General features: G+C 43.1%; 26 protein-coding genes and 1 pseudogene. 20 read left to right on the top strand and 7 right to left on the bottom strand.

From position 1 onward, the window contains the following. Positions 1-92: 92 nt before the first annotated feature. Positions 93-548: a DUF6702 family protein gene (locus Q0L00_RS16885; protein WP_297338067.1), complete on the top strand. Its 456-nt coding sequence runs from the start codon at positions 93-95 to the stop codon at positions 546-548. Position 549: 1 nt separating this feature from the next. Here the strand turns inward: Q0L00_RS16885 and Q0L00_RS16880 are convergent, their stop codons facing one another. After that, on the bottom strand, positions 550-1,209 hold the full coding sequence (locus Q0L00_RS16880; RefSeq protein ID WP_297338066.1) for a hypothetical protein: 660 nt from the start codon (positions 1,207-1,209) through the stop codon (positions 550-552). Between the two features lie 75 nt (positions 1,210-1,284). Beyond that, complete coding sequence (locus Q0L00_RS16875; protein ID WP_297338065.1) at positions 1,285-1,863, bottom strand: Crp/Fnr family transcriptional regulator; 579 nt, start codon at positions 1,861-1,863, stop codon at positions 1,285-1,287. Between the two features lie 108 nt (positions 1,864-1,971). On the opposite strand from Q0L00_RS16875, the gene Q0L00_RS16870 reads away from it, so the two are divergent. Together Q0L00_RS16870 and Q0L00_RS16865 are read left to right on the top strand one after the other, a co-directional pair. Beyond that, complete coding sequence (locus Q0L00_RS16870) at positions 1,972-2,394, top strand: MarR family transcriptional regulator (protein WP_297338064.1); 423 nt, start codon at positions 1,972-1,974, stop codon at positions 2,392-2,394. A gap of 6 nt (positions 2,395-2,400) precedes the next feature. Continuing rightward, positions 2,401-2,823, top strand: a complete 423-nt coding sequence (locus Q0L00_RS16865) for an organic hydroperoxide resistance protein (protein WP_297338063.1) — start codon at positions 2,401-2,403, stop codon at positions 2,821-2,823. A 53-nt stretch (positions 2,824-2,876) separates the two neighbouring features. On the opposite strand, the gene Q0L00_RS16860 is transcribed toward Q0L00_RS16865, so the two are convergent. Beyond that, positions 2,877-3,854, bottom strand: coding sequence for an NADPH:quinone oxidoreductase family protein (locus Q0L00_RS16860; RefSeq protein ID WP_297338062.1), 978 nt, complete (start codon positions 3,852-3,854; stop codon positions 2,877-2,879). Positions 3,855-3,952: 98 nt separating this feature from the next. On the opposite strand from Q0L00_RS16860, the gene Q0L00_RS16855 reads away from it, so the two are divergent. Together Q0L00_RS16855 and Q0L00_RS16850 are read left to right on the top strand one after the other, a co-directional pair. Next, positions 3,953-5,341 (top strand): dipeptidase, encoded by a 1,389-nt coding sequence (locus Q0L00_RS16855; RefSeq protein ID WP_297338061.1) that lies wholly within the window; start codon positions 3,953-3,955, stop codon positions 5,339-5,341. A gap of 54 nt (positions 5,342-5,395) precedes the next feature. Further along, on the top strand, positions 5,396-7,513 hold the full coding sequence (locus tag Q0L00_RS16850) for a cytochrome c biogenesis protein CcdA (RefSeq protein ID WP_297338060.1): 2,118 nt from the start codon (positions 5,396-5,398) through the stop codon (positions 7,511-7,513). A 37-nt stretch (positions 7,514-7,550) separates the two neighbouring features. On the opposite strand, the gene Q0L00_RS16845 is transcribed toward Q0L00_RS16850, so the two are convergent. Then, a complete protein-coding gene (locus Q0L00_RS16845; RefSeq protein ID WP_297338059.1) occupies positions 7,551-7,739 on the bottom strand; it encodes a hypothetical protein in 189 nt (62 codons plus the stop codon). 115 nt (positions 7,740-7,854) lie between these two features. Here Q0L00_RS16845 and Q0L00_RS16840 point away from each other — a divergent pair, with 115 nt between their 5' ends. From Q0L00_RS16840 to Q0L00_RS16780, 13 genes and pseudogenes are all read left to right on the top strand, one after another. Continuing rightward, positions 7,855-9,300, top strand: a complete 1,446-nt coding sequence (locus Q0L00_RS16840; RefSeq protein WP_297338058.1) for a BatD family protein — start codon at positions 7,855-7,857, stop codon at positions 9,298-9,300. Beyond that, positions 9,300-10,385 carry a chorismate synthase gene (gene aroC, locus Q0L00_RS16835; protein ID WP_297338057.1) on the top strand — a complete coding sequence of 362 codons (1,086 nt, stop codon included), beginning with the start codon at positions 9,300-9,302 and terminating at the stop codon, positions 10,383-10,385. Before Q0L00_RS16840 ends, aroC begins: the two co-directional genes overlap by 1 nt. Positions 10,386-10,396: 11 nt before the next feature. Further along, a complete protein-coding gene (locus Q0L00_RS16830; protein WP_297338056.1) occupies positions 10,397-11,725 on the top strand; it encodes a dicarboxylate/amino acid:cation symporter in 1,329 nt (442 codons plus the stop codon). 95 nt (positions 11,726-11,820) lie between these two features. Beyond that, positions 11,821-12,525 (top strand): annotated as a pseudogene (gene ccsA, locus Q0L00_RS16825) (cytochrome c biogenesis protein CcsA); the annotation flags it as partial. A 2-nt stretch (positions 12,526-12,527) separates the two neighbouring features. Beyond that, complete coding sequence (locus tag Q0L00_RS16820) at positions 12,528-12,773, top strand: CcmD family protein (RefSeq protein ID WP_297338055.1); 246 nt, start codon at positions 12,528-12,530, stop codon at positions 12,771-12,773. A gap of 276 nt (positions 12,774-13,049) precedes the next feature. Continuing rightward, positions 13,050-13,466 (top strand): cytochrome c maturation protein CcmE, encoded by a 417-nt coding sequence (locus Q0L00_RS16815; RefSeq protein ID WP_297338054.1) that lies wholly within the window; start codon positions 13,050-13,052, stop codon positions 13,464-13,466. A 23-nt stretch (positions 13,467-13,489) separates the two neighbouring features. Next, positions 13,490-16,009, top strand: coding sequence for a cytochrome c biogenesis protein CcsA (ccsA, locus tag Q0L00_RS16810; RefSeq protein ID WP_297338053.1), 2,520 nt, complete (start codon positions 13,490-13,492; stop codon positions 16,007-16,009). Positions 16,010-16,320: 311 nt separating this feature from the next. Next, on the top strand, positions 16,321-16,689 hold the full coding sequence (locus tag Q0L00_RS16805; protein WP_297338052.1) for a molecular chaperone DnaK: 369 nt from the start codon (positions 16,321-16,323) through the stop codon (positions 16,687-16,689). A 15-nt stretch (positions 16,690-16,704) separates the two neighbouring features. Further along, entirely contained in the window at positions 16,705-17,466 is a 762-nt protein-coding gene (locus Q0L00_RS16800; protein WP_297338051.1) for a hypothetical protein, read from the top strand. Beyond that, on the top strand, positions 17,459-18,214 hold the full coding sequence (locus Q0L00_RS16795) for an ATP-binding protein (protein WP_297338050.1): 756 nt from the start codon (positions 17,459-17,461) through the stop codon (positions 18,212-18,214). Before Q0L00_RS16800 ends, Q0L00_RS16795 begins: the two co-directional genes overlap by 8 nt. A gap of 36 nt (positions 18,215-18,250) precedes the next feature. Then, the gene (locus tag Q0L00_RS16790; RefSeq protein WP_297338049.1) at positions 18,251-18,877 is read left to right on the top strand and encodes a response regulator transcription factor; all 627 of its coding nucleotides are present in this window, start codon (positions 18,251-18,253) and stop codon (positions 18,875-18,877) included. Next, the gene (locus Q0L00_RS16785) at positions 18,877-19,929 is read left to right on the top strand and encodes a Gfo/Idh/MocA family oxidoreductase (protein ID WP_297338048.1); all 1,053 of its coding nucleotides are present in this window, start codon (positions 18,877-18,879) and stop codon (positions 19,927-19,929) included. Before Q0L00_RS16790 ends, Q0L00_RS16785 begins: the two co-directional genes overlap by 1 nt. A 47-nt stretch (positions 19,930-19,976) precedes the next feature. Beyond that, on the top strand, positions 19,977-20,399 hold the full coding sequence (locus Q0L00_RS16780) for an outer membrane insertion C- signal (protein ID WP_297338047.1): 423 nt from the start codon (positions 19,977-19,979) through the stop codon (positions 20,397-20,399). Between the two features lie 2 nt (positions 20,400-20,401). Here the strand turns inward: Q0L00_RS16780 and Q0L00_RS16775 are convergent, their stop codons facing one another. Then, a complete protein-coding gene (locus tag Q0L00_RS16775) occupies positions 20,402-21,355 on the bottom strand; it encodes a pyridoxal-phosphate dependent enzyme (RefSeq protein WP_297338046.1) in 954 nt (317 codons plus the stop codon). Between the two features lie 96 nt (positions 21,356-21,451). On the opposite strand from Q0L00_RS16775, the gene Q0L00_RS16770 reads away from it, so the two are divergent. Then, on the top strand, positions 21,452-22,117 hold the full coding sequence (locus tag Q0L00_RS16770; RefSeq protein ID WP_297338045.1) for a peptidoglycan DD-metalloendopeptidase family protein: 666 nt from the start codon (positions 21,452-21,454) through the stop codon (positions 22,115-22,117). On the opposite strand, the gene Q0L00_RS16765 is transcribed toward Q0L00_RS16770, so the two are convergent. Beyond that, positions 22,114-22,890 (bottom strand): type III pantothenate kinase, encoded by a 777-nt coding sequence (locus Q0L00_RS16765; protein WP_297338044.1) that lies wholly within the window; start codon positions 22,888-22,890, stop codon positions 22,114-22,116. The genes Q0L00_RS16770 and Q0L00_RS16765 overlap by 4 nt on opposite strands. Before the next feature lie 71 nt (positions 22,891-22,961). Here Q0L00_RS16765 and Q0L00_RS16760 point away from each other — a divergent pair, with 71 nt between their 5' ends. Continuing rightward, a complete protein-coding gene (locus Q0L00_RS16760) occupies positions 22,962-23,438 on the top strand; it encodes a GNAT family N-acetyltransferase (protein ID WP_297338043.1) in 477 nt (158 codons plus the stop codon). Between the two features lie 832 nt (positions 23,439-24,270). On the opposite strand, the gene Q0L00_RS16755 is transcribed toward Q0L00_RS16760, so the two are convergent. Beyond that, complete coding sequence (locus Q0L00_RS16755; RefSeq protein WP_297338042.1) at positions 24,271-24,801, bottom strand: DinB family protein; 531 nt, start codon at positions 24,799-24,801, stop codon at positions 24,271-24,273. Positions 24,802-24,816: the final 15 nt, after the last annotated feature.

The following is a 24,816-nucleotide window of genomic DNA, read 5'->3' as shown; positions in this document are numbered from 1 at the left end:
TTGCGGCAATTATACGGGATTATCCCCACAAAAGACACAGCGAGTACCTCCAAATGCAACAGTTTTACATATTCATAATCAGTCTGGGATGGATGGTCCTAACGCATCCGTTTTTCATCAGCTTGACCGAAATCCGGCAAAACCCCGAAAATCAGCGATTTGAAATTTCCCAAAAAATCTTTTGGGATGATTTGGAGGTCAGCTTGCGGGAATTTCATCAGGTAGAAATTGATTTTTTGGAACCGCAGGATTCCGGAAAGCTCCTTTCTCAAATTGAAAAATACTTATTGGAAAAAAACAAATTGTGGATAGACGGAAAGGCGCTTGAGTTACGAGTCTTGGGCTATGAAATTGAGGAGGATGCCGCTTGGTTTTATTTAGAATCTGAACCTCAAGCCTGGAATTCTAACATTCGAGTTCAAAACAGCATTCTCATTGATGATTTTGCCACTCAACAAAACATCGTTCATGTGTACAAAGGCAACAGCCGAAGTCCCCGTAGTTTGCTTTTAGGAAAAGGAAATGAAGTGGATGAGTTAGCGTTTTGATTTAGCGCAATTCCCATCTGAGAAAGGGGCCAAACGAATCCCGATAGGTTTTATCAGCACCAAACTGGTCGAGATTGGCTCCGATCCCAAAAATCATTGGCCCTTTTTTTAATCCTGTCCGCAGATAGAGGTAACTCCGATTATGCGCTCCTTCGCGTATGCTATGATTGTAAATAAATTGCAACCGGGTATAGAGTACCCACTTTTCAGAAAGCATTGGCTTGTATTCGTATAGGCCAAAAAGCTTAAAATCCTGTTCTTGATTAACATAGAAGGTTGCCACAGTCACCGCAAGAAATTTCGCTGAAACATAGGTGTGTAAGGGCCCAAAAATCGGGTAAAAGCCAACCACTGAGTTCATTTCTCCACCAGCCATAGCACCAAAACCTTTTTTCCCAAACTCATATTGAACCTGTGCAGGAATGAGGACAGATGACTTTCTCATTTCATTTTGATCATTCGCAGTGAAAGTGGTCACCGTAAAAAAATTGAACCGGCTCGTCGGAGTAAATTGCTTTTTGACCACTAGTTGAAAATAGAGTTGATCCTGCGAAGGCATAATTTCTATGGGAATAGGGGGTTCGGGGGCTTGGGCAAAAAGTATTTTGATAGGAAATCCAATACTAAAAGTTAGGAAAAACCAGGATCTGAAGGGCTTCATTGTTTGGTGAGTTTGTTTATCACAAAGGTGAAGCGGATCCTTTTCCAAAATCTTGCGCTAGGGCAAGACTTTATTCTAAAGCTCTGATTTTAGACGACTTAATGTGAATGGGGTTACTCCAATGTAGCTTGCGATTACCTTGCTGGAAAGCCGAGCTAAAATTCCCGGCTGATACTTCATCAACCACTTCAATCGATCGAGGGCGCTTTCGCCTTGTAAATTATAAATCCTTCGCTGGGAAGTGGTGTAGGCCATTTCCAAAATTCCCCGATAGACTTTATTGACAGCAGGATGGCTGTCAACCAAGCTATAAAAATCCGTCTTGGAAATAAGTTTAGCCCGGGTTGGTTCCAAGGACTGAATAAATTCAAAAGAAGGTTCGCCACTAATCATACTCGAAAGTGCGGTTCCAAATTTTCCCTCGAACCCAAAATACCGGGTAAACTCTTCCCCTTCCGCTGTAATATGAAATAATCTTATACAGCCTGATTCGACAAAAATCATAAAATTGCAAACCTCCCCTGCCTGAAGGATAAATTCTCCTTTCTTAAATTCTTTGCTCAAAAAGTAAGGTTCAATCTCAGCCAATTCAGCATCTGAAATGGAAGTATGCTTTTGAAAATATGCTGAAATAGGAATTCTTCGCTGGCTCATAGGAATAAACTTGATCAATAATATACCCAAAATTCACTAAAAATCTGAATTTTACTTTTCATTTATAAAGAATCAAATTAAATTGTTTCAAATCAAAAAATCAGGATCATGGCCGATCTTTCAACACTTTCACGATTGCTCTACAGCAACTCCAGACTTCTCATCCAGGCTTTTCAAGAACAGTTGAAGCCATTTGATCTTACCTACACCCAATTCCTGACCCTATCCATTCTTTGGGAAGAAGACGGACTTTTTGTCAATCAAATCGGAGACCGATTGGAATTAGACTCTGGGACGCTCACGCCATTGCTCAAAAAACTGGAAGCTCAAAACTATGTGATGCGAATTCGAAGTGAAAATGATGAGCGTAAAGTTCGAGTCGAACTCACCTATCCCGGAAAATCTTTGCAACGTAAAGTTCTGCAAGCTATGGATGATTTTTCGGCTGATTTTGAGCTATTAAGTGAGTCAGAGTTGAAGCGTTTAAACCATTCCCTTCAAGACTTGTTAGAAAAGCAAAAATCACATTAATCTCTTATGGAAAAACTGAATATCGATTACACCGCCGTAGCTATTAATAGCGGTGGAAGAAAAGGACATGTTAAAACTGAGGATGGCAAATTGGATTTTGAAGTCTCCATGCCCAAGGAAATCGGAGGAGATGGGGAAAAAACCAACCCTGAGCAACTTTTTGCCGCGGCATACGCTTCCTGTTTTGGAGGAGCATTGGGTGCTGTTGCTGGAAAAACTAGCCTTAGAGATTCCGAAGTCAAAGCCAAGGTTCATTTGGGAAATTACGGACCTGGAAGTTTTGGCCTAGCAGTAGATATTGAGGTGAAAATACCACATGCAGAATCTTTGGAACATGCCCAAAAATTAGCCGAAGCCGCTCATGAGGTTTGTCCATATTCTAAAGCGACGAGAGGAAATATTGAGGTGAAGGTGAAAGCTGTGGAATAAACGCTAATTTGAAATATAAAAAATAAGGGGGGCGGATTTTACTCTGCCTCTTTTTATTTCAACAAAACCACCCCTTTTCCCAGCATTTTTCGGTCCATTATTGCTCGTAAAGCTTCAGGCGCCTCCTCGAGTTGATAGCGCTTTCCGATATGTTGTTTGATTTTTCCTTCCATTATCCATTGCATCAGTTGGGAAACGTTTTCTGTGTTTTTTCCCGGTTCCAATTTTGAAAATTGACCCCAAAAAACGCCCATGATCGATGCCCCTTTCAGTAAAGGTAAATTCAGTGGGATTTTCGGGATTTCCCCGTTTGCAAAGCCCACCGTCAGATAGCGCCCTCTCCATGCGATGCCTCGAAATGCAGATTCCGAATAGTGTCCTCCCACAGGATCAAAAATCACATCTGCTCCCTTTCCATTAGTCAGCTCTTTGATGCGGGACTTGAGATCCTCTTTTTCGTAGTTGATGGTGAAGTCAGCTCCCTTTTCGCGGCATAATTCCAGCTTTTCTTCGGAGGATGCAGCAGCGATGACATTTGCACCCATCAGCTTTCCCAATTCTACTGCGGCCAGCCCAACTCCTCCGGCAGCACCTAATACCAATACGATTTCACCAGGTATTAACTGAGCCCGATCTTTCAGCGCATGAAAAGAGGTGCCATAAGTATACAATGTCGTCGCGGCGATTTCAGCGGGGATTCCTTTGGGCAAGGGAAAAATCCGATCGGTATCCACGGCCAATTTTTCTGCGAATCCCCCCCAGCCACAAAGTGCCAACACCGCATCGCCGATTTGAAAATTTTTCGCCTTTTCTCCTATGCCAATTATTTTTCCGGCAACTTCACCTCCTGGGGAAAAGGGCAAATCGGGTTTAAATTGGTATTTCCCCTGAATAATAAGCGTATCGGGAAAATTGACCCCGCAAGCCTCCACTTCGACAAGAACCTGGTTTGGGCCAAGGCTTGGTTCTGTTACTTCTTGAAATTTCAAGCTTTCAGGCATCCCAAATTTTTCACAACTAATCGCTTTCATGGCTTTTGTAATCGGTGTCACAGAGAAAAGATCGGTTGAAAATAGGCATTTCCTTGCGAAAGCGATAATTTTGAACGCTTTAACAAAACAACGATCGAATGTCAGCCCAACAATTTATCCAAGACCATAAAGAACGATTTTTAAACGAGCTGCTAGACCTGCTCCGAATCCCTTCGGTTAGTGCCGACCCCAAATTCAAAGACGAGGTATTCCAAGCCGCCAATTTTGTCAAAGAAAGCCTGATCAAAGCCGGCGCCGATACCGCAGAGATTTGTCAAACAGCTGGCTATCCGATTGTTTACGGAGAAAAAATCATCGATCCCGCTCTTCCTACCGTATTGGTCTATGGACATTATGATGTACAGCCAGCTGACCCCTATGAGCTTTGGGATTCTCCGCCATTTGAGCCGGTAATAAAGAAAACTAAAATTCATCCGGAAGGGGCCATTTTTGCCCGGGGTTCTGCCGATGACAAGGGTCAGTTTTACATGCATGTCAAAGCCTTTGAAGCAATGATGGCAACCGATGAATTACCCTGCAATGTGAAATTTATGATCGAGGGTGAGGAAGAAGTCGGTTCGGACAACTTGGACCAATTCGTCATCGAAAATAAAGAGAAACTTAAGGCTGATGTCATTTTGATATCCGACACACACATGATCTCGATGCAGGATCCTTCCATCACGGTAGGATTACGGGGCATGGCCTACATGGAGGTAGAAGTCACCGGCTCCAATCGAGATCTGCACTCCGGGACTTACGGGGGTGCGGTCGCCAATCCAATCAATGTTCTTTGTGATCTAATCGCATCGATGAAAGATGAAAACGAGCATATCACAATTCCTGGATTTTACGACAAGGTCCAAGAATTGACTGCTGAACAAAGAAGTCGCCTCAATGAAGCTCCTTTTGACCTGCAGGAATACAAATCCAAGTTGGACATTGATGAGGTTCACGGGGAAAAAGGCTACACTACTATTGAGCGAGTAGGCATCCGTCCTACCCTGGATGTCAATGGTATTTGGGGAGGTTATACCGGCGAAGGGGCCAAAACGGTTCTACCGTCCAAAGCCTATGCAAAAATCTCCATGCGGTTGGTGCCGGATCAAGACTGGAAAGAAATTGCCAAGCTATTTGAGGATTATTTCAGATCAAAAGCTCCTGCTTCCGTCCGTGTGAATGTAAAAAGCCATCATGGGGGAGCACCTGCAGTGGTTTCCGATTCTTCTGTCGGATACAAGGCTGCCGAAGCAGCAATGGAGGAGACTTTTGGAAAAAGACCCATTCCAACGCGAGAAGGCGGGTCAATCCCCATTGTGGCCTTATTTCAAAAAGAATTGGGTTCGGATCCTATCCTTTTTGGTTTTGGTCTGGACACCGATGCGCTTCACTCGCCCAATGAGCATTATGGCGTTCAAAACTACTTCATCGGAATTGAGACCATTGCTGCATTCTTCCGTCATTTCAGAAAATTAAGTGAGGCCTAAATAGGAACTAAGCCCCTTCAAAAATCCTTTGTCCTTAAAAGCCAAACGCTCGATATGAAAATTTCTTTCTCTTGGGTCTCCAGCCTGATTCTAGTAGTAATCCTACTTTTTTCACCCAAGTTGGAGGCGCAAATCATTTCTCCTCCGGAGTGGAAGGTGAGTTTATCCCCTGAAAAACCTCGGGTAGGTGAAAAAGCCACTTTGATTTTTGAGGCGAGCATTCCTGCGAGTTGGTATGTCTACGGGACGGACTTTGATCCGGGTTTGGGGCCTCTGCTGACCACCTTGGTTTTGGAGGATTCGGAGAGTTTTGAGCTGATTGGAACCTTAAGAGAAGTTAATGCCAAAACCAAATACGACCAGGTTTGGGAGGGAGATATTACCTACTTTATGAATGAAGGTAGGTTTGAGCAGGAGGTACGGATCAATGCATCGGGCACCTTCACCGGCGTAATCGAGTATCAAATGTGTACGGATCTTACCGGACAATGTATCAATTACGAAGAGGATATTTCGTTTTCCTTTTCAGCTGGTGAGCAGATGACCCCAGAAGAATCCCCTGCCGATGCGCTTACCAAAAACGAGGATTCACTTGAATCGGCTCAGCTCAAAACTCCCATTTTGGAAGATTCGAGCCAATCAGCACCCATTTTTACCGAAGCAGAGGAACAGGCTCCTTCAGCTGAGCAGGATTCAGGATCGATTACTAATTTCCAAGCAGAAGGAAATTCAGATACCAGTCTCTGGGGTTTTATGGTTTTGGCTTTTCTGGCCGGATTGGCTGCACTTTTGACCCCTTGCGTATTTCCCATGATCCCGATGACGGTGAGTTTTTTTACCGGACGGGCAAAAAGTAAGGCGACTGGAATCCGACAGGCTTTTATTTATGGCATTTCCATTATCGGAATCTACACGATTGCGGGTACGGTAGTGGCGGCGATTCAGGGTCCTGAGTTTGCCAATTGGCTGGCCACGCACTGGCTTCCCAATCTTTTCTTCTTTGGAATTTTCATCTTTTTCGCTTTAGCCTTCTTAGGTTTATTCGAAATTAACTTGCCTTCTGGATTTGTCAATAAGGTGGATGCCAAGGCCGAAAAAGGGGGACTTGGAGGAATATTCTTCATGGCTTTTACTTTAGTTTTGGTTTCCTTTTCTTGCACAGGACCCATCGTGGGTTCGATTTTGATTTCTTCGGCTGGGGGAGAATTGATCAAACCTATCTTGGGCATGTTTGCTTTTTCCTTAGCTTTTGCCATTCCCTTTACGCTTTTTGCCATCTTCCCGGAATGGATGAATCGACTGCCTAAATCCGGCGGTTGGCTCAACTCAGTGAAAGTGGTGCTGGGCTTTTTGGAATTGGCCTTGGCCTTCAAGTTTCTATCCATTGCCGATTTGGTGTATCACTGGGGAATTTTGGACCGGGATATTTTCCTCATTATCTGGATTGTGATTTTCGGAGCTTTGGGTTTGTATTTATTGGGCAAAATCCGCTTGCCACATGACTCAAAACTGGAATACATCGGGGTACCGCGTCTTCTTTTAGCGCTGTTCACCTTCATGTTTGTGGTCTATATGATTCCGGGGCTTTGGGGTGCTCCGCTCAAATACCTGAGTGGTTATCTCCCCCCGATGAGCACACAACAGTTTAAAATAGGAGCAGTTTCTTCAGGTGCAGCTAGTGGTTCCTATGTCTTGGATGAGCCCGTGAAATATGCCGATATTTTGGAGATTCCTCATGGCATCAAAGGTTACTTCGACTACGAGCAAGGCCTACGAGCAGCCAAGAAAGCTGATAAACCGCTTTTGATTGACTTTACGGGTCATGGCTGTGTCAATTGCCGTAAAATGGAAGAAAATGTATGGGTTGATCCGGAGGTTCTTCGCCGCCTGAAGGAGGATTTTGTGATGGTTGCGCTCTACATTGACGAGCGACTCGAGCTTCCTGAGCAAGAATGGTATACTTCCGAATACGACGGAAAAGTCAAAAAAACCATGGGTAAGCAAAATGCGGATTTTCAGATTACCCGATTCCAAAACAATGCACAGCCTTACTATGTGATTTTAGATCATCAAGAAGAGTTGGTCGCCAAGCCAAGAGCCTATGACACCGATATTCAGGCTTTTGTGGAATATCTGGACGGAGCAAAGGCAGAATTTGAAAAAAGAAATTAAAAAAACCCTGCTTTTGAAGGCAGGGCTCAAATTTTGATCAACTAGCCGGCTGAAAATACCGGTTGAGAATACTACCGTGAACTTTCTCAAACATTTGGTAGCACCAAGCTCTAAATTCCTCGACTTCTGTTGGTAAAATAAGTCTCAGGCCTTTTCGCAACTCCCGCTCAAACAAATACTTGGAGAAGCTGACTTTTTGCAAAATGGTCTTTACGTATTCTATCATAGTCTAAAGAGTTTAGGGTTTATTTAACTGAATTTAAGTTTCCATACGGAGGCTTTTCCTCCAATGTTACGTAAAATTAGGGTTTCCAAATTGGAATTATCCTTAATTTCGCAACATGTGTAAAACGCTACTTTCTTCTGTATTGGTATTTGTGCTCTTCTTTTTTTCTGGAGAGCTCTTCGCACAGCAAGTGGAAGTGGAATTGGGTCCCGATCAAATTGGCTTAAATGAGACTTTCACCATTAAGATAAATGTGGCCAATGAAAAAATCAAGTCCTATGATCAATTTCCGGATATTCCCGGTTTCCAAAAGCAAGGGATCTCCCAATCCTCTTCAATGAATGTGATCAATGGGCAAGTTACCAGCTCAAATAGCATCATCCAATACTACAAGCCCAGCCGAAAAGGAGAATTCTCACTCCCCCCTTTTAGCATTGAAATCAATGGGCAGAATTTTGAGTTTGAAGGAAAAACCATCACCGTAACTGATCCGGTATCGAGTGGCAGACCCAGAGGAAATACCGGCGATCCCTTTTCTGATTTTTTCAACAGGAGTCAAGAAGAACCTGAGTACATTGAGTTGGATGATGAAGCTTTTTTTTCGGTCACAGTGGACAAAGACACTGTCTTTGCTGGAGAAGGGTTTAACATGACCTTGGCATTTTACATGTCAGAGACCAATCAAGCCCCTTTTAATTTCCATAAGCCTGGAGAGCAGCTCGATAATGTGCTCAAACAAATCAAACCTACCAACGCTTGGGAAGAAAATTACAATATCTCCAACATAGACCCTGAGCAAGTCATGATCAATGGCAAACGATGGGTGAGGTATAAAGTTTATGAGGCGACTTTCTACCCCTTTTCTGAAGGTACCCTTGAAATCCCCAGTATCCCTTGGGAAATGATTAAATATCGAATTGCCAAAAACCCTACCTTTTTTGGTTCCAATCGACAGGAAGATTTTAAAACCTTTTACTCAGCTCCCAAAACCGTCACCGTCAAACCCTTGCCCTCCCATCCCCTTCGAAATGAAGTAGCTGTGGGCGAATATCAGCTTAGAGAAAACATTACCGAGTTGGAAGTAGAAACCGGTGAAGGTTTTAATTATAGCTTTGGAATCTCCGGAGTAGGAAATATCAACGCGATTTCTCCGCCTAAACTCTTACCTGGTCGAAATATTGACACTTTCGACCCCAATGTTAGACAGCAAATCAATCGCGGATACGGAAGAGTCTCCGGAATCAAAGAATTCAATTATTTTATGACCATCAATGAGGCCAGCGAAGTGAACCTCGGAGAAACTTTAGAATGGATTTATTTTGATCCAACTAGAGCTGTTTACGACACGCTCCGACCTACCGCCATCATTAAGGCAGTTGGAGAAAGCAAAGTAAATCAGGCAATTTCCAATCGAAGGCTAGGAGGAATCTATGACCGGATTGCCAGTGAAGACAACCGGTTTTTAAACGAGCGATATAAATACTATTTTACCGTCGCGATAAACTTGCTACTTTTGGCCTCCGTGGTCTTTTTGGCAGTGATCATCATACGAAGAAAATAATGGGTAATACATTTGGGAAGCTTTTTAAAATCACCACATTTGGGGAATCCCACGGGATTGCACTTGGGGTAACGGTCGAAGGCTGTCCGGCAGGATTGGATATCGATGAGCAATTTATTCGGGCAGAAATGCAACGGCGAAAACCCGGTCAGTCCAAAATCACCACGCAACGAAAAGAGGAAGACGAAATTGAACTTCTTTCCGGGGTATTTGAGGGGAAAAGTACGGGTACGCCTATCGGAATCATCATTCGAAATGCGGATCAAAAAAGCAAGGATTATTCCCACATTGCCGATAAATTTCGTCCCTCCCATGCCGATTATACCTATTTCGAAAAATATGGAATTCGGGATTACCGTGGGGGTGGAAGAAGCTCAGCGCGTGAAACTGCCGCACGGGTTGCCGGAGGTGCCATAGCCAAAATGCTGCTAGCCAAAAAAGGCATAAAGATTACTGCCTTTGTCTCTCAAGTAGGAGAGCTAAAGCTGGATAAAGATTACCGGAAGCTGGATTTTTCTGAAATTGAAAATAATATTGTCAGATGCCCTGACCCACAGACCGCAGCGCAAATGATCGAATTGATCGATTCGGTTCGAAAAGATCGGGATACCATTGGTGGAGTGGTCAGCTGTGTCATCCAACATGCACCCGCTGGTCTTGGAGAACCTGTTTTTGACCGTCTCCATGCCGAGCTTGGTAAAGCCATGCTCAGCATCAATGCGGTGAAGGGATTTGAATTTGGGAGTGGTTTCGAAGGAGTCAAAATGCGGGGATCCCAGCATAATGATGCCTTTGTTAAAGAGGGAGAACAAGTCAAAACCAAAACCAATCATTCCGGCGGAATCCAAGGTGGGATCTCCAACGGAGAAGATATTTACTTTCGGGTGGCCTTCAAACCTGTCGCCACCATCATGCAGGATCAGGAATCCCTCAATGAATCCGGTGACAAGGTTACAGTCAGCGGTAAAGGGCGACATGACCCTTGCGTAGTACCCCGTGCCGTACCAATCGTGGAAGCCATGGCCGCTTTGGTCATTGCAGATTATCTTTTGTTGGCAAAAAGCAATAAACTTCGAGATATATAAACCCTGTCTTCATGCTGAAGAAAATTCCCTTACATACGCAGATCATTATCGGCCTGATTTTAGGCTTGATCTTCGGACTAGTCGTGATCAAAACTGATCTGCCCAATTCCTTTACCGTCGATTACATCAAGCCTATCGGCACCATTTTCATCAACGCACTGAAGATGATTGCCGTACCTTTGGTTTTTGCCTCACTAATCGTCGGGGTTTCCAATCTTGGTGATATTTCCAAACTTAGCCGAATCGGTGGAAAAACCATAGGGGCATACCTTACGACCACCGTTTTGGCTATCACCATTGGTTTACTCTTGGTCAATATTTTTAAACCTGGAAAAAGCCTCCCAATTGAAACTCGCGAAAACCTCATGAATCTTTATGAAGGAGATGCGGGAAATCGGGTAGGGCAAGCTGCAGAATTACAGGAGCAGAGTCCCCTTCAGCCTTTAGTGGATATCGTACCGGAAAATGTATTTTTGGCCGCTGGGAATAATGGAGCGATGCTTCAGGTGGTCTTCTTTGCTATTTTGGTGGGCATTGCATTACTCCAAATCCCCAAACAAAAAGGAGCGCCAGTCATTGCTTTTTTTGACGGACTAAACGATGTAATTATTCAAATCGTCAATTATATTATGCTGATCGCCCCTTATGGTGTATTTGCATTGATGGCTTCGCTGATCGTGGAAATAGCAGGAGACAACCCTGATTCTGCCGTCGAATTACTCCTGGCCCTGTTAAAATATAGCGCAGTAGTTGTGGGTGGATTATTTACCATGATTTTATTGGTTTATCCACTCATTCTAAAAGCCTTTACTAAAGTCCCTTACTTGGATTTTTTCAAGGCCATTCGACCCGCCCAATTGCTAGCCTTCTCGACCAGTTCCAGTTCAGCAACCCTACCGGTTACCATGAAGCAAGTAGAAGAAGAAATCGGGGTTTCTGAAGAAGTTTCCAGCTTTGTGCTTCCTCTTGGGGCGACTGTTAATATGGATGGGACGAGTTTGTACCAGGGTGTTGCCGCGGTGTTCATCGCTCAAGCATTGGGAATGGATCTGACTTGGACCCAGCAGTTGATGATTGTCCTGACTGCAACTCTTGCCTCTATCGGTTCGGCGGGAGTACCGGGCGCGGGATTGATCATGTTGATTATCGTCTTAGAATCCATTGGCGTACCCGCTGCCGGGATTGCCTTGATTATAGCCCCAGACCGAATTTTAGATATGTTTCGAACCGTGGTTAATGTCACAGGAGATGCGACAGTCTGTACTATTGTAGCAAGCACAGAGGGAGAATTACCGGACGGATTGATTCGAAAAAGTAATCCTTTGACACCAAACGAATAAGTATTCCTGTTGACAAAAATCAAAGGCCGGGTTGATCACAGCTTGGCCTTTACCTTTTGTAATAAAAAGCAGCGTTTTCAGGAACTTATACCTTATTTTTGCACTTGAAAAAGCAAAAATTACCTATGCGCCAATCTTGGTGGAAAATCCTTGCCATCGCACTGCTGCTGTACACCATCTTTGCGGGATTGCTGATGGATGCTCCTCGCTTGCCAATTCTAAATGAAACCATCCGCGCCTTACATTTTCATGTAACCATGTGGTTTGGGATGATTCTCATGTTGATGGTATCGGTTTATTACAGCATTCGCTATTTGCGAAGCAATGAGTTGAAGCATGATGATCTGGCTATTGAATTTACCAATTCAGCTATTCTTTTTGGAGTTTTAGGGATTGCCACCGGGATGCTATGGGCTAAATTCACTTGGGGAGATTATTGGAGCGGAGACCCCAAGCAAAACGCTTCAGCCATTGGGCTGTTGATGTATTTTGCTTATTTGATCCTCAGAAATTCACTTACCGATTCCCAGCAACGAGGGCGGATTGGGGCGATTTACAACATCTTTGCCTTTGCGGCATTTATTCCATTAATCTTCGTTTTACCTCGCTTGACCGACAGCCTTCATCCCGGTAATGGGGGAAATCCCGGCTTCAATGCTTACGATCTTGATTCCAAACTCCGAATGGTATTTTATCCCGCCATCATTGGATGGACACTTATGGGTGCATGGATAGCAACCGTACGAGTTAGAATGCGTAGAGTGGAACGAACCCTTGAAGATAAATTGATCAATTCCTAAGCATGAAAAAACTAGCACTTGTCTTCTTACTTGTCTTTTCCCTGCAGGCGATCGCCCAGGATAAAATTGAGGTGACTGAATCAGATTACAGCAATAATCAAATTGAGATGGCCGACAAAATGCGTGAAGATGGAAAAATCTATGTATTGGTAGGCATCATCGGAATTATCTTCATCGGAATTACGGGCTATCTGGTCTATACCGAACGGAAAATTAGCAAAATCGAAAAAAGCCTACCGGCCAATTAATACGAAATACCATGAAATCGAGCACGACCCAAGCGACACCCATTATATGGGGGAAAAATGCGAAGATTCCATGTGTCCTTAAAAAAAATTATTAACAGATGAAATCGAGCATGACCTACCCGTCACACAGCGAGATGATTATCATTGCGAGATTCCATCTGATCGCTAAAAAGCAAATTTTAAACAGATGAAATCGAGCATGACGTACCCGTCACACACCGGGAGGATTAAAATTGCGAGATTCCATATGACCTCTGAGAAACAAATTATAAACAGATGAAAAAAGGAAATCTAATTGGAATAGGAATCATCGCAATCGCCATTGTCATTATCATGACTTCAATCGGGGATGCGAGCAGCTATGAATCTTTCAATACGGCCTTGGAAATGAAAAAAGACGGCAATGAAAATGCCATCCATGTGGTAGGTCAATTGAAGAAAGATACCGACGGTGAAGTCGTAGGACTCCATGTTCGAGAAGATAAAACCTCCTTTACCTTTGTTTTAGTTGACAATGAAGGTACCGAGCAGGAGGTATTTTACAATGAACCTGTCCCGGCTGATTTTACTCGATCCGAATCGGTGGTTGTAATCGGCCAATTTAAGAATGATGAGATTTTCATCGCAGATAAAATCCTGATGAAGTGTCCCTCTAAATATCAGGAAACGGACGTGCAGGCGGCAGGAATGTGAAGTAGAAGCTTTAAAAAACAATCATGATCAATACCTTTATCGGTAATCTAGGCCATGTGATGAGCATTGTGGCCTTTGTCAGTGCTTTGGTATCGGCTTATGCCTATTACCAATACTACAAAGCAAATGAACTAGAAAAATCAAGCTGGAGACGCTTTAGCAGAGTCAGCTTTTACGTGCATGCGGTTTCCAGTGTAATGATTGCCTTTTCACTTTTTGAGATCATTTACAATCATCGCTTCGAATATTTTTACGCCTACTCCCACTCCAGCAAAGCGCTGCCGGTTCATTACATGATTTCCAGTTTCTGGGAGGGGCAGGAAGGAGCTTTCATTCTGTGGATATTCTGGAATGTCGTCTTAGGGATAAGCCTTATTCATACCAATAAAGCCTGGGAAGCTCCGGTTATGATTGTTTTTGCTCTCGTTCAGGCCTTTTTGGTGTCGATGATTATGGGTGTGGTGATTGGTGATTTGAAAATTGGGAGCTCTCCATTTATTCTACTTCGCGATGCCACACAAGCGCCAATTTTTCAAATGAACCCCGATTTTATCCCCGAAGACGGTACGGGACTGAATCCCTTGTTGCAAAACATTTGGATGGTCATTCACCCGCCAACCCTGTTTTTGGGCTATGCCTCGACCTTGGTGCCCTTTGCTTTCTTGATTGGAGGGTTGGCAACCCAGCGCTATTCCGAATGGGTCAGACCGGCTTTGCCTTGGGCAATTTTCTCCACGATGATTCTGGGAATGGGCATCCTGATGGGGGCTTATTGGGCCTATGTTACCCTGAATTTTGGGGGCTATTGGAACTGGGACCCGGTCGAAAATGCCGTCTATGTCCCTTGGTTGATTTTGGTGGCTTCTGTACACACCATGATAACCTATAAAAAAAGTAGTACAGCCTTGAAAACTTCCATTGTGTTGGTGATTTTATCCTTCATTTTGGTATTGTATGCTACATTTTTGGTTCGCTCAGGAGTTTTGGGAGATGCTTCCGTTCACTCCTTTACAGACTTGGGACTTTCTGGACAGCTGCTGATTTACATGCTCTTTTTTCTGGTGGTCGCCCTGTTTTTTGCCATTCGCTCCTGGAAACACATTCCGAGTTCGGAGCGAGAAGCATCCGTTTATTCCCGCGAGTTTTGGATTTTCATTGGTGCAACAACCTTAGGCTTGATGGGCTTTCAGGTGATTCTGCCCACCTCGATCCCTGCTTGGAATGCCTTGGTGGAAAGTTTCGGAGGAATCTCCAATATGGCCCCACCAGCGGATCAAGTGGAGTTTTATACCAAATTCCAACTTTGGTTTGGAGTAGCCTTGTCTCTATTGACTGCTGTGGGACAGTTTTTTTGGTGGCAAAAAATGGATAAAAAAGCCTTAAAAGAGGCGCTTTTGACTCCCTACATCATATCTGTTTTACTTTCAGCCGCCATTATCGTTTTGGCAAAAGTCTATGACTGGCGATACATGATCATTGTGTTGGCAGGGACTTTCACAATTGTGGCCAATGCAGTAATCCTTTCCAAACTGGTCAAAAAATCAACCTTCAAACTTGCCGGAGGTTCTTTGGCACATATCGGTTTGGGAATGGTTCTCATTGGAATCATGTTCAGTTCTGGCTATTCGGATACCATTTCAATCAATATGTCTGGGCTTACCTACAGCAATAGCTGGGAAGATGAATTAAATAAGGAACATGTCCTACTTTGGATCAATAAGCCCACGCAGATGAAAGATTACACGGTGATCTATCGCGGAAGACAAAAGAAAGTGGTGGGGATAAAGGAACTGGTTCCTGCAAAGATTTTGGAATCCACGGGTCAAGTGAACGAAGCGATTGCATTGGAGGACTACAAGGATTATTTCAAAAAAGGCGATAAAGTCAATTTGGTATTGGAAGAAAACGACTACTTCAAAATTGATTATTTCCAAAATGAAGTGCTGAAATTTTCACTCAGCCCCATGTCTCAGTTTAATGAGGGTATGGGCGGGCTAATTTCCTCCCCGGATTCTAAAATCTACCTGGATCGAGATCTTTATACCTATGTCGCTGCCATGAACGATTATGAAGACCCTGAGTGGAAAGAAGATGAGTTTTATGAAGTGGCTCCGGGAGATCAATTCCATGTGGCAGATTTTGTCACCTATTTTGATGGTGCAGAAGTGTTGACCGAAATCGATGATTATGTGCTACAAGAAGGGGATGTTGCAGTTAAAGCCAAGCTTCGAATTTTGGATTATGATGTGGAGAAAACGCTGGAACCTACCTTCATTATCCGGAACAACCAAGTGGGAAAACTCCCCGTGGTGGATAATGAACTAGGCATCAAAGTCACTTTGGACAATATCCTACCCGAACAAAATCAATTTGTTTTCAAGGTCAATCAATATCAGAAAGATTACGTCGTGATGAAGGCCATCGTCAAACCTTACATCAATGTGCTTTGGATTGGTTCGATTCTAATGCTGATTGGATTTACCGTGGCTATCTACCGTAGGTTTGATGAGTTTAAAAAAATGCGGGACAAGGGACTGGAATAATTCCTCAGTCTACCTAATCTAAGGAAAAGGAAAGCTTATCGCTTTCCTTTTTTCATTTTGATAAAACTATTCCTCAAAAAATCCAATTTCTATTGAAAAGAAAGCCTTATATTTTCCACACATTTCACCTAACTAACAAAACATGAAATGCCCATAAGCATAATTCTCACATAGGGGAATGATCATCCGGGTATTGCATCTGAGACAAACTAATAACCACATGAAATCGAGCATGACTAAATAGTCACACTTTGGTATGACTGCCAACCCTGCGAGATTCCATGTGACCTTTGAAAATCAATTATAGACACATGAAAATATCAAAAGAAGATTTTTTAGAAATGAAGGGCAAGTATGATAAAGAAGTCAAAAAAGGAAAGCCCGGGAAAAACAAAAATGGCCAAGTGGATGATCAAACCAACTGGGTCTTTTTCAATCGGGAAACCTTAGAACGGGTCTTAGCCGAAGCAGGAAATGATCCTCTGAAAGGCGGTATTCAATTTTTCATAACCGAATACTCCGAAAAAACAGCAAAAAAATATCACCCCAACAATCCCGATGAGTACGAGGGTAGACTGACCCTGGTGATGAAGCCGATTAAAGATGTAGGACTGATTGGTGATGATGAAGAAGGGGATTATGAAAACACCGGAGTCCAATGCCCTCCAAGCTGCCCTTAAACCCACTAATTACGCATGGATTTTTTGATTGATTTTATTTTATCCTACAGATGGTATTTGATAGCAGTAAAAGTACTCACCTTGCTATCATTTTTTCTTTATTGGACCTTGCCCAGGCGGGAACGGAGGCTCAAATTTTTCACCTATCCTCTCGGGATAATGGTATTGGTGTTTTTTTATGAGCATCTAGGAAGCTTGACCAATACCAATCGGGAATGGAATGGATTTATCTACGACTATTTCTATCCAAATTATCCTCGAAACCTTTACAATGTTTGGGTGTATAATATTTTCAGCAATCAACTGGGGAGTATTTTATTCCTTCTTTTGATTAGAAATTTAATTCAAAATCCCCGCTTTAAACGGATAATCGGCGGATTGATAGTATCCATCACTGGAGTAACCCTGATTTTAGAACTTTCTGGGGTTTTACCTATTATCAATAGTCAGCCTATGATCTTTTACCTATTTTATGGGGGTATCATTATTTCCTGTGGATTATTTTTTATGGATTTACTGACCAATCCCAAATTGATGGATATGGATTTACTACGCGAGCTTTCTTTTTGGCAAGTCACCTTGATTTTGTTTTACTTTTCGATGGTATTTTTGATCCAAATCGCCTTTAACTACCTCTGGGCCACCCAGCCTGAATTACTAAGTGCTCTTCACACCATTCTTCGTTTTATGTTTACCCTAATCATGATCATCTTTACGCTGACCCTGGGACATCGGCTAATTTTCAAAAAACCAACCTTCACCATTTCCTATGACTGAGCAGGAAAGCCAAATATTAGCAATCATTTTTGGAGGGATTTTCTTAGGGGCCATCATGAGTTCCTTCGTCGTGGCCATGGTGGTATTGCATCGGCAGCGCCAAGTTCAAAACAAACAAAAACTCAACCAGCTGCAGACTGAATTTGAAAAAACACTGCTCAACGTAGAAAATGAAATCCAACAAGAGACCCTTACTCATATCGGCCGGGAGCTTCATGATAACATTGGTCAATTACTTTCCCTTTCTAAACTTTATTTAGGCTCTTCAAAACCAGAAAAACAAGCCGAGGGCAGAAATCTCATTACCAAAATCATCACTGAGGTAAGAGGACTTTCTAAAACACTCAACCTGGATTGGGTCGAATCCATGTCATTGAAGGAATTTATTTCCCAGCAACTTTTAAAAATACAGGAAACTGGCTTTTGTGAAACCACGCTTGAGAGCTGCCAAGAGGAGCCGGCATTTTCAAAAGATAAAAAACTGGTGCTGATTAGAGTGGTTCAAGAATGTCTCAACAATGCGATCAAACATGCTTCTCCCAGCAAAATCGAAGTAAAAATTCAGCAAAACCCTCAGGAATATCAAATCCATATTTCAGATAATGGAAAAGGTTTTGACCCCAGTGTTAAATCCACAGGGAGTGGAATGTATAACCTTAAGAAACGGATGGAAACGATAGGTGGGCAATTTTTTGTGACTTCCATCCTCGGCAAAGGCACAGACATCAAACTCTTATTGCCAAATTAAAAATATAAGGCTAATTTCAAGCTCACCCATTTGATTATGATCCGTATTGCGATAGCCGACGACCACACCCTCTTTGCAAAAGGAATAGAAGGTCTTTTGGAAGAACACCCAGAGTTTGAAATTTCTGGCGTCTTTGCCAATGGACAGGAGGTGATAGATTTTATTCAAGACCATGAAGTAGATATTATCTTGACAGACCTAAATATGCCCATCTTGGATGGATTTGGCGTATTGGACCAAATCAAAAATGGAGACTTCGGCATTAAAGTTATCGTCCTCTCCATGTATGATGAAGAAAAGATATTCAAAGAAGCGATGGACAAAGGAGCTGACGGATTTATCCTCAAAGATGCTGATCCGGATGAACTGGTATTTACTATTCATGAGGTCTTTGAAGGTCGACATGTCATTAATTTTGACCGGATCATCGAGCAAGCCAGGCCTAATGCTTTTTATGATTCCTTTCGCGACAAGTACAAACTCTCTAGACGAGAGGTTCAGATCATTACTTTGGTCAAAGACGGTCTTACCAATAAGGAAATCGCCAAAAACTTGGGACTAAGCCAAAATACCATAGAAACCCATCGCAAAAATATCCATCATAAACTTGGAGTCAACACCCGGGTAGAACTGGTAAACAAAGCCTACGAAATGAACCTGTAATGAAACTCTTTTCCCCTATACGTGTCGCTATCGTTGGATTTGGTTCGGTTGCTGAAAAAATGCACGCGCCTCTGATTGATGTTTGTCCGGATTTGGAACTTCAGGCAGTGGTAGAACGAAAGTCCAATACCTGTGAAAAAAAATATCCACAGGTTCAAACCTACCGAAGCCTAGAGTCCCTTCTCGAGCAGGATGCTGCAGATCTGATCGTGATTACCACCCCCAATGAATTTCATTTCCCGATGGCAAAGTTGGCTTTGGAAGCTGGAAAACATGTGGTCGTGGATAAACCAGTAACTATTTTCTCCAAAGAGGCTCAAGAGCTTTCCGATCTGGCAGAGAAAAAAAATCTACTTTGCTCGGTTTTTCAAAACAGACGCTTTGATGGGGATTTCAAGACCATCCAGCAGATTCTCCAACAAAACCTTCTGGGCAGAATCGTTTGTTTGGAATCTCATTTTGATCGGTTTAGACCAAAAATCGGCGAAAACTGGCGGGAAAAAAATGTCCCAGGAAATGGGATAACCTATGATTTGGGAACACATTTGATCGATCAATTCGTACTGGCATTTGGAACTCCAGACGCCGTATCAGCAGATATTCGCATGCAGCGGGATCATGTCGTCGCTGACGATTATTTTGATATTACGCTTGATTACGGGTTCCTTAAAGCTCGTGCCACCGCTGGGGTTATGGTAAATGCCCCCACACCTAAGTTTTTACTTCTTGGAGAAAAAGGCTCCTATCAAAAGTTTGGCCTTGATGTACAGGAAGCTGCGTTTAAAGTTGGAGAAAAACCCGAAGGAGAATCTTGGGGAGTGGAACCCAAAGAAAAATATGGTACACTTTACCTGGAAAATGAAACCCTTCCCTACCCAACAGCAAACGGAGACTATCGGGTATTTTATCAAAATATAGCCGATCAAATCCTGAAAGGCGAAGAGCCTTTGGTGAGACTTTCTGAAGCCATCTGCGTACTCAAAATCATCGAGGCGGCGTTTCAAAGTGCTCATGAGGGAAGAAAAATTTTAAAAGAAGAGGGAGCTTGGTAAGATTTTGGTTCTGTTTTGGGGAAAATAACTCCAAAACTTAACCCACTATGAAAAAGTTAGCCCTTCTTCTATTCGCCTTCACCTTCACTTCACTTTTAGCTGAAGCTCAAATCAGTGCGGGAGTCAATATGTTCAGCTCAAATACCTTTGTTACAATTGGTTCTAATCCAGATAAACCCTTGTTCGGAGAAGGGCGAATCAGTACCGGAAGTGACATTGACTTGGAATTGATGGGAGGCTATAACTTAGTCCAAAAGGAAGACGTCAATTTTTATTTAGGCATGGCGCTGGGGGTTTGGGACAATCGCCGAGATCATGATTTTTATGTTGGTATTCCTTTCGGTCTATTAGTCAAACCCTTTGGTGGAAGCAAAAATTTGGGATTGGTGTTGGAAGCCGCGCCGATTTTTCCCAGTGACTATAGCAGCTATTTCAGGGCGGGATTCGGATTTAAATATACCTTCCGCTAGTCTCAAAACGGAAGCTTTTCCAAATCCACATTGCCTCCGGATAGTATAATTCCTACCTTTTTCCCGGTAAATCGCTCCTTATTGGCCAAAAGTGCCGCTAAAGGAACTGCGCAAGAGGGTTCGATGACGATTTTCATTCGCTCATAAATCAAGCGCATGGCCTCGATAATTTGGGAATCTGTTGCCAAAAGTATATCATCGACATAGCGCTGGATAAGTTCAAAATTCAACTTGCCCAAAGAGGTCAGCAAGCCATCCGCTATGGTTTTTGGGTTGGTCTGGGGGATAATCTTTCCTGCGTGAAACGAACGGTAAGCATCGTCAGCACCCGTGGGTTCTCCTGCAATAATTTCGATATCCTCATCCCAATAATGACTCAGTAAAGCCGTTCCGCCTAGTAATCCTCCACCTCCTACGGGGGCCATTAAAATGTCCAAATTCGGCTGATCCTCAAGAAACTCTAAGGCACAGGTAGCTTGGCCCTCGATCACATCCAAGTGGTCATAGGGCGGAATAAAAGCTGCTCCGGTTTGATGAACTATCTCGGCTAAGGTTGTTTCTCTGGCTTGGAGCGTAGGTTCGCATTCGATAATTTCCCCTCCGTAGCCTTTGACCGCTTTCTTTTTGATCTCTGGGGCATTGGAAGGCATGACAATGTAGGCTGGGATTCCAGCTACCCTTGCTGCCCGAGCCAGAGCAGCTGCGTGATTTCCGCTACTATGAGTGGCCACTCCTTTTTCTTTTTGATCATCAGTGAGTTTCATGACCGCATTGGCAGCACCTCGGGCTTTAAATGCTCCTACTTTCTGAAAGTTTTCACATTTAAAAAATAGCTGGCAGCCTGCTAGTTCATCAATTGCCTCACTTTTCAAAATCGGAGTTCGGTGAGTAAATGGCTTAATCCTCACAGCGGCAAAACGAATATCATTGAGCGAGGGAAATGGATTTTGATTCATAGAGGAAAATTAGGCAGGAATGAGAAAAAGTCCTCAAAAATCCCATTTATTTTTTCAAGCCTTTCTAGTCCAGAGAAAAACTGTTTTATTTCGAATATGAATTGGAATACGATTGATTTTTATCCTGTAATGGGAGAACAACTTACCGCTGAAAATACGATTAAACTGGATTTCAGCCCAAAGAATGAAGACTTGGAAAAGGTCGATTTAACCCAGACCGCTCATTTTACAGATTTTGTTTTTTCACAGCTTTCCTCAGCACAAAAACAATTTGGTTTTGGAGGATACTTGGAGCATCGAGCGATTTACCGCCGATCAGAGGTTTTTGCGACTCCTTTGGCGGATTTTAGAAATATTCACTTGGGGATTGACCTTTGGTGCGAGGCGGGAACGCCGGTTTTTTGCCCTTTTGATGGCGTGATTCACAGTTTCCAGGACAATGCAGGCTTTGGAAACTATGGCCCAACCATCATTGTCCAGCATAAATTGGGAGAGCGAACACTTTTTAGCCTTTATGGGCACCTCTTTCGTTCTGACTTGAGTACCCTCCAAGTAGGTCAGCAAATCAACAGAGGCGACAGGCTTTGTCATGTCGGGCCATACCCGGAAAATGGGGATTGGCCGCCCCATTTGCACTTTCAACTCATCTGGGACCTGAATGGAAATTGGGGGGATTTTCCCGGTGTGGCTTCCCAAAGAGAGGTAAAAACCTATGCAGAACTTTGTCCAGACCCTAACCTCATGTTAAGGTTCAACCATTAATTCGCCTGATTTATCAAGTAAATTAACCTTAGTCCTTCCAGGGTTAAATTTTTATCCACCAGATCAAAATCCGATTCCAGTGGAGTCAATATGGCCGACAAGCCTCCGGTGGCAATCACCTTAAAGTCAGATTTCAATTCTTCCCGGATGGTTTGGAGCATGCCTTTTACCAAACTGGTATATCCATACAAAACTCCTGCTTGGATCGCGTGAATGGTGTTTTTTCCAATTGCCGATTCGGGTAATTTGAGTTCTACTTCGGGAAGTTTGGAGGTATTGAGAAACAAAGACTTGATCGCAGTTTTCAAGCCGGGCACAATATTTACGCCGAGAATACTACCTTCTGAATCGACCACAGTGAAGGTCAGCGCAGTCCCAAAATCGACAATAATCAGGGGACTTTGATAACGATCCCAAGCGGCCATGACATTACACATCAGATCGGCCCCTATTTCTTGGGGACGGAGGCTTTTTACCGGGAGATTTTGATAGCTCTTTTCGGTAATTTGAAATGGCTCCTTACCAAAATAACTTGTGCAAAAATCAACCAAAATCGAATTGATCTCCGGTACAACTGAACTCATTCCTATGCCCAGGATGTCTGCCGGAGTTAAGGAATGCTCCAAAAAATAAACTGGGACTTTCTGACTCAACTGAGAGATAAGTTTGTTGGTTTTAGTTTCCAGTCGAAACTGATTGGTCCATTTACCGGACTTTTCATCAAAAAGTGCAAAAACAACATTGGAATTTCCGGCATCGATGGCTAAAAACATGCTTTCTCTGAGTTTTGACTAATTTAGGCTTTCTCTATAGGAATTTCCAAATAAACTTAATTTATCAAATCATGTACACAATCAGAGCAGGAAAAATCGAGGATCTCCCACGGGTTTTGGAACTAATCAAAGAACTCGCCCTCTACGAAAAGGCTCCCGAGCAAGTCACCAATACCTTAGAAATGATGGAAAAAGATGGATTTGGTGAACACCCGGTTTTTGGACTTTTTGTTTGTGAAAAGAATGAAAATCAGGAAATCATTGGAATCGCTATTTATTACTATCGCTACAGCACCTGGAAGGGAAAACGCATGTACCTAGAAGACATTGTAGTGACCGAATCCGAAAGGGGAAATGGAGCGGGAAAATTGCTATTTGACCGAATCATGCAACAGGCCTTGGAAGCCAACTGTACTGGGATGATGTGGCAAGTCTTGGACTGGAATAAACCCGCGATCAATTTCTACAAAAAATATGACGCTTCGCTGGAGGCCGGCTGGTTGAATGCCCACCTTCAAGATTATGAAATCAAAAAGTTGCTGCAATAATTGAAAATAAAAACGATGATAGCTGGTTTTGAATAGGAAAAAGGCATAGACTCGAATATCTTCAGACAGCAAAAAAGAAGAGATTAGCTTTCCATCAAAGCCCTATTATTGCTTTCAGGTGTCGATCTCTAGCTTTTGGGAATCAGCTGCTGGGTATCAATCTGCTGGAGATTTTCAGGTGGCTGTAATTACATTTTAAACCTCACATGGAATTTGGCAGGGTTGATAGTCATGCCCCGGTGTCTAGCGCTCCCGTCATGGATATTTCATCTGTTTATAATTGTTTTCAGCGGTCAGATGGAATGCCCTGTATAATCATTCCCCTGTGTGAGGTTTATTCTCATGGGCATTTCATCAGACCCAATCATTTTTAGGTTACTTGGGGTTTACTCAGTTGGATATTTCTGAAGGTTGAAGGTCGAACCCAGTACTGTATTTCACTGACACATAGAAGACAGAAAGCAAAACAAGGCCTTCACCAAACGTTTGTTTGATAGGGATCAGATATTCCGTTGTGTTTTGGATTTTTGGCTCGGAGAAAATGTTTTCAGAATGGCTACGTTCCAAAAATTCCGCCTTGGAAGGTCGGTAATCCTTAGGTCCTCTCAACAAACCTTACCGGAGTGAGCAAAAGGAAAGGATGTGAGCAGGGCTTTCCTGGGGCGGAGTCCACTAGGAGGGGAGGAGGTAATTTAGATGATTCAATTCCCTTCATTCGGAATTCTCACAGCGAATAAAACCTTTGACCATTTTTGAGGTCAGCTTTAAATTCGATCCCTAAAAATAAGGCCAGTGAAAATCGCTGGCCTTATTTTAGGAAATCGAGGTAAAATTAAAACCCAACAAAAGCAGGAGGTTCTACTCCATTAGCTCGAAGATAAGCAATCGCCGCTCCTCGGTGATGCGTGGAATGATCCATCAAAAGAGCCATAACTTGTCTTCTGCTCACTTGGTTTCCAAAAACCTCGATGACTTCTCCTGCCTTTTCTGCCGGAAGTGCTTTCATCGTTTTGGCAGCGTAATCAAAGCTTTTGCTGACATAATCAGCTAATTCTGCTTTCGTCGCTGAAGCCAGTTCAATGCTGAAACCCGGGTCTTGTCCTAGTAAAAAGCCTTGAGAAATTCCCACCACCGCTGAACCAATATGATGGATTTGCTCCTTGAAGCTCATCGCTTCTGGGTCTGTTTTGTAATCCATGCCTGAATCCGGCATTTTGTCCAATACATCAAGTGTAAACTGCTTGCTATTCTCCCATTTAGACAAAAACTCGTCCATGGTAGTCTGTGCCGAAACCGAAGTGTAGGCAATCAACATCAACCCAGAAAGTAGGGTTTTCAGTAGGGTATTGAATCCTGTTTTCATATCATTTTTTTTGGT

This window comes from Algoriphagus sp., from assembly GCF_024305035.1.
Classification (GTDB): domain Bacteria; phylum Bacteroidota; class Bacteroidia; order Cytophagales; family Cyclobacteriaceae; genus Algoriphagus.
Note: the sequence above shows the minus strand (reverse complement) of the source record. Positions and strands in the feature narration are given on the sequence as shown.

Excerpts from the sequence above, each read along its gene's own strand:
- Q0L00_RS16790 (WP_297338049.1), top strand. The coding sequence starts at position 18,251 with ATGATCCGTATTGCGATAGCCGACGACCACACCCTCTTTGCAAAAGGA.
- Q0L00_RS16820 (WP_297338055.1), top strand. The coding sequence starts at position 12,528 with ATGAAAAAACTAGCACTTGTCTTCTTACTTGTCTTTTCCCTGCAGGCG.
- Q0L00_RS16885 (WP_297338067.1), top strand. The coding sequence starts at position 93 with ATGGTCCTAACGCATCCGTTTTTCATCAGCTTGACCGAAATCCGGCAA.
- Q0L00_RS16875 (WP_297338065.1), bottom strand. The coding sequence starts at position 1,863 with ATGAGCCAGCGAAGAATTCCTATTTCAGCATATTTTCAAAAGCATACT.
- Q0L00_RS16755 (WP_297338042.1), bottom strand. The coding sequence starts at position 24,801 with ATGAAAACAGGATTCAATACCCTACTGAAAACCCTACTTTCTGGGTTG.
- aroC (WP_297338057.1), top strand. The coding sequence starts at position 9,300 with ATGGGTAATACATTTGGGAAGCTTTTTAAAATCACCACATTTGGGGAA.
- ccsA (WP_297338053.1), top strand. The coding sequence starts at position 13,490 with ATGATCAATACCTTTATCGGTAATCTAGGCCATGTGATGAGCATTGTG.
- Q0L00_RS16765 (WP_297338044.1), bottom strand. The coding sequence starts at position 22,890 with ATGTTTTTAGCCATCGATGCCGGAAATTCCAATGTTGTTTTTGCACTT.
- Q0L00_RS16860 (WP_297338062.1), bottom strand. The coding sequence starts at position 3,854 with ATGAAAGCGATTAGTTGTGAAAAATTTGGGATGCCTGAAAGCTTGAAA.
- Q0L00_RS16850 (WP_297338060.1), top strand. The coding sequence starts at position 5,396 with ATGAAAATTTCTTTCTCTTGGGTCTCCAGCCTGATTCTAGTAGTAATC.
- Q0L00_RS16770 (WP_297338045.1), top strand. The coding sequence starts at position 21,452 with ATGAATTGGAATACGATTGATTTTTATCCTGTAATGGGAGAACAACTT.
- Q0L00_RS16845 (WP_297338059.1), bottom strand. The coding sequence starts at position 7,739 with ATGATAGAATACGTAAAGACCATTTTGCAAAAAGTCAGCTTCTCCAAG.
- Q0L00_RS16785 (WP_297338048.1), top strand. The coding sequence starts at position 18,877 with ATGAAACTCTTTTCCCCTATACGTGTCGCTATCGTTGGATTTGGTTCG.
- Q0L00_RS16865 (WP_297338063.1), top strand. The coding sequence starts at position 2,401 with ATGGAAAAACTGAATATCGATTACACCGCCGTAGCTATTAATAGCGGT.
- Q0L00_RS16805 (WP_297338052.1), top strand. The coding sequence starts at position 16,321 with ATGAAAATATCAAAAGAAGATTTTTTAGAAATGAAGGGCAAGTATGAT.
- Q0L00_RS16830 (WP_297338056.1), top strand. The coding sequence starts at position 10,397 with ATGCTGAAGAAAATTCCCTTACATACGCAGATCATTATCGGCCTGATT.
- Q0L00_RS16775 (WP_297338046.1), bottom strand. The coding sequence starts at position 21,355 with ATGAATCAAAATCCATTTCCCTCGCTCAATGATATTCGTTTTGCCGCT.
- Q0L00_RS16780 (WP_297338047.1), top strand. The coding sequence starts at position 19,977 with ATGAAAAAGTTAGCCCTTCTTCTATTCGCCTTCACCTTCACTTCACTT.
- Q0L00_RS16800 (WP_297338051.1), top strand. The coding sequence starts at position 16,705 with ATGGATTTTTTGATTGATTTTATTTTATCCTACAGATGGTATTTGATA.
- Q0L00_RS16840 (WP_297338058.1), top strand. The coding sequence starts at position 7,855 with ATGTGTAAAACGCTACTTTCTTCTGTATTGGTATTTGTGCTCTTCTTT.
- Q0L00_RS16855 (WP_297338061.1), top strand. The coding sequence starts at position 3,953 with ATGTCAGCCCAACAATTTATCCAAGACCATAAAGAACGATTTTTAAAC.
- Q0L00_RS16795 (WP_297338050.1), top strand. The coding sequence starts at position 17,459 with ATGACTGAGCAGGAAAGCCAAATATTAGCAATCATTTTTGGAGGGATT.
- Q0L00_RS16815 (WP_297338054.1), top strand. The coding sequence starts at position 13,050 with ATGAAAAAAGGAAATCTAATTGGAATAGGAATCATCGCAATCGCCATT.
- Q0L00_RS16870 (WP_297338064.1), top strand. The coding sequence starts at position 1,972 with ATGGCCGATCTTTCAACACTTTCACGATTGCTCTACAGCAACTCCAGA.
- Q0L00_RS16880 (WP_297338066.1), bottom strand. The coding sequence starts at position 1,209 with ATGAAGCCCTTCAGATCCTGGTTTTTCCTAACTTTTAGTATTGGATTT.
- Q0L00_RS16760 (WP_297338043.1), top strand. The coding sequence starts at position 22,962 with ATGTACACAATCAGAGCAGGAAAAATCGAGGATCTCCCACGGGTTTTG.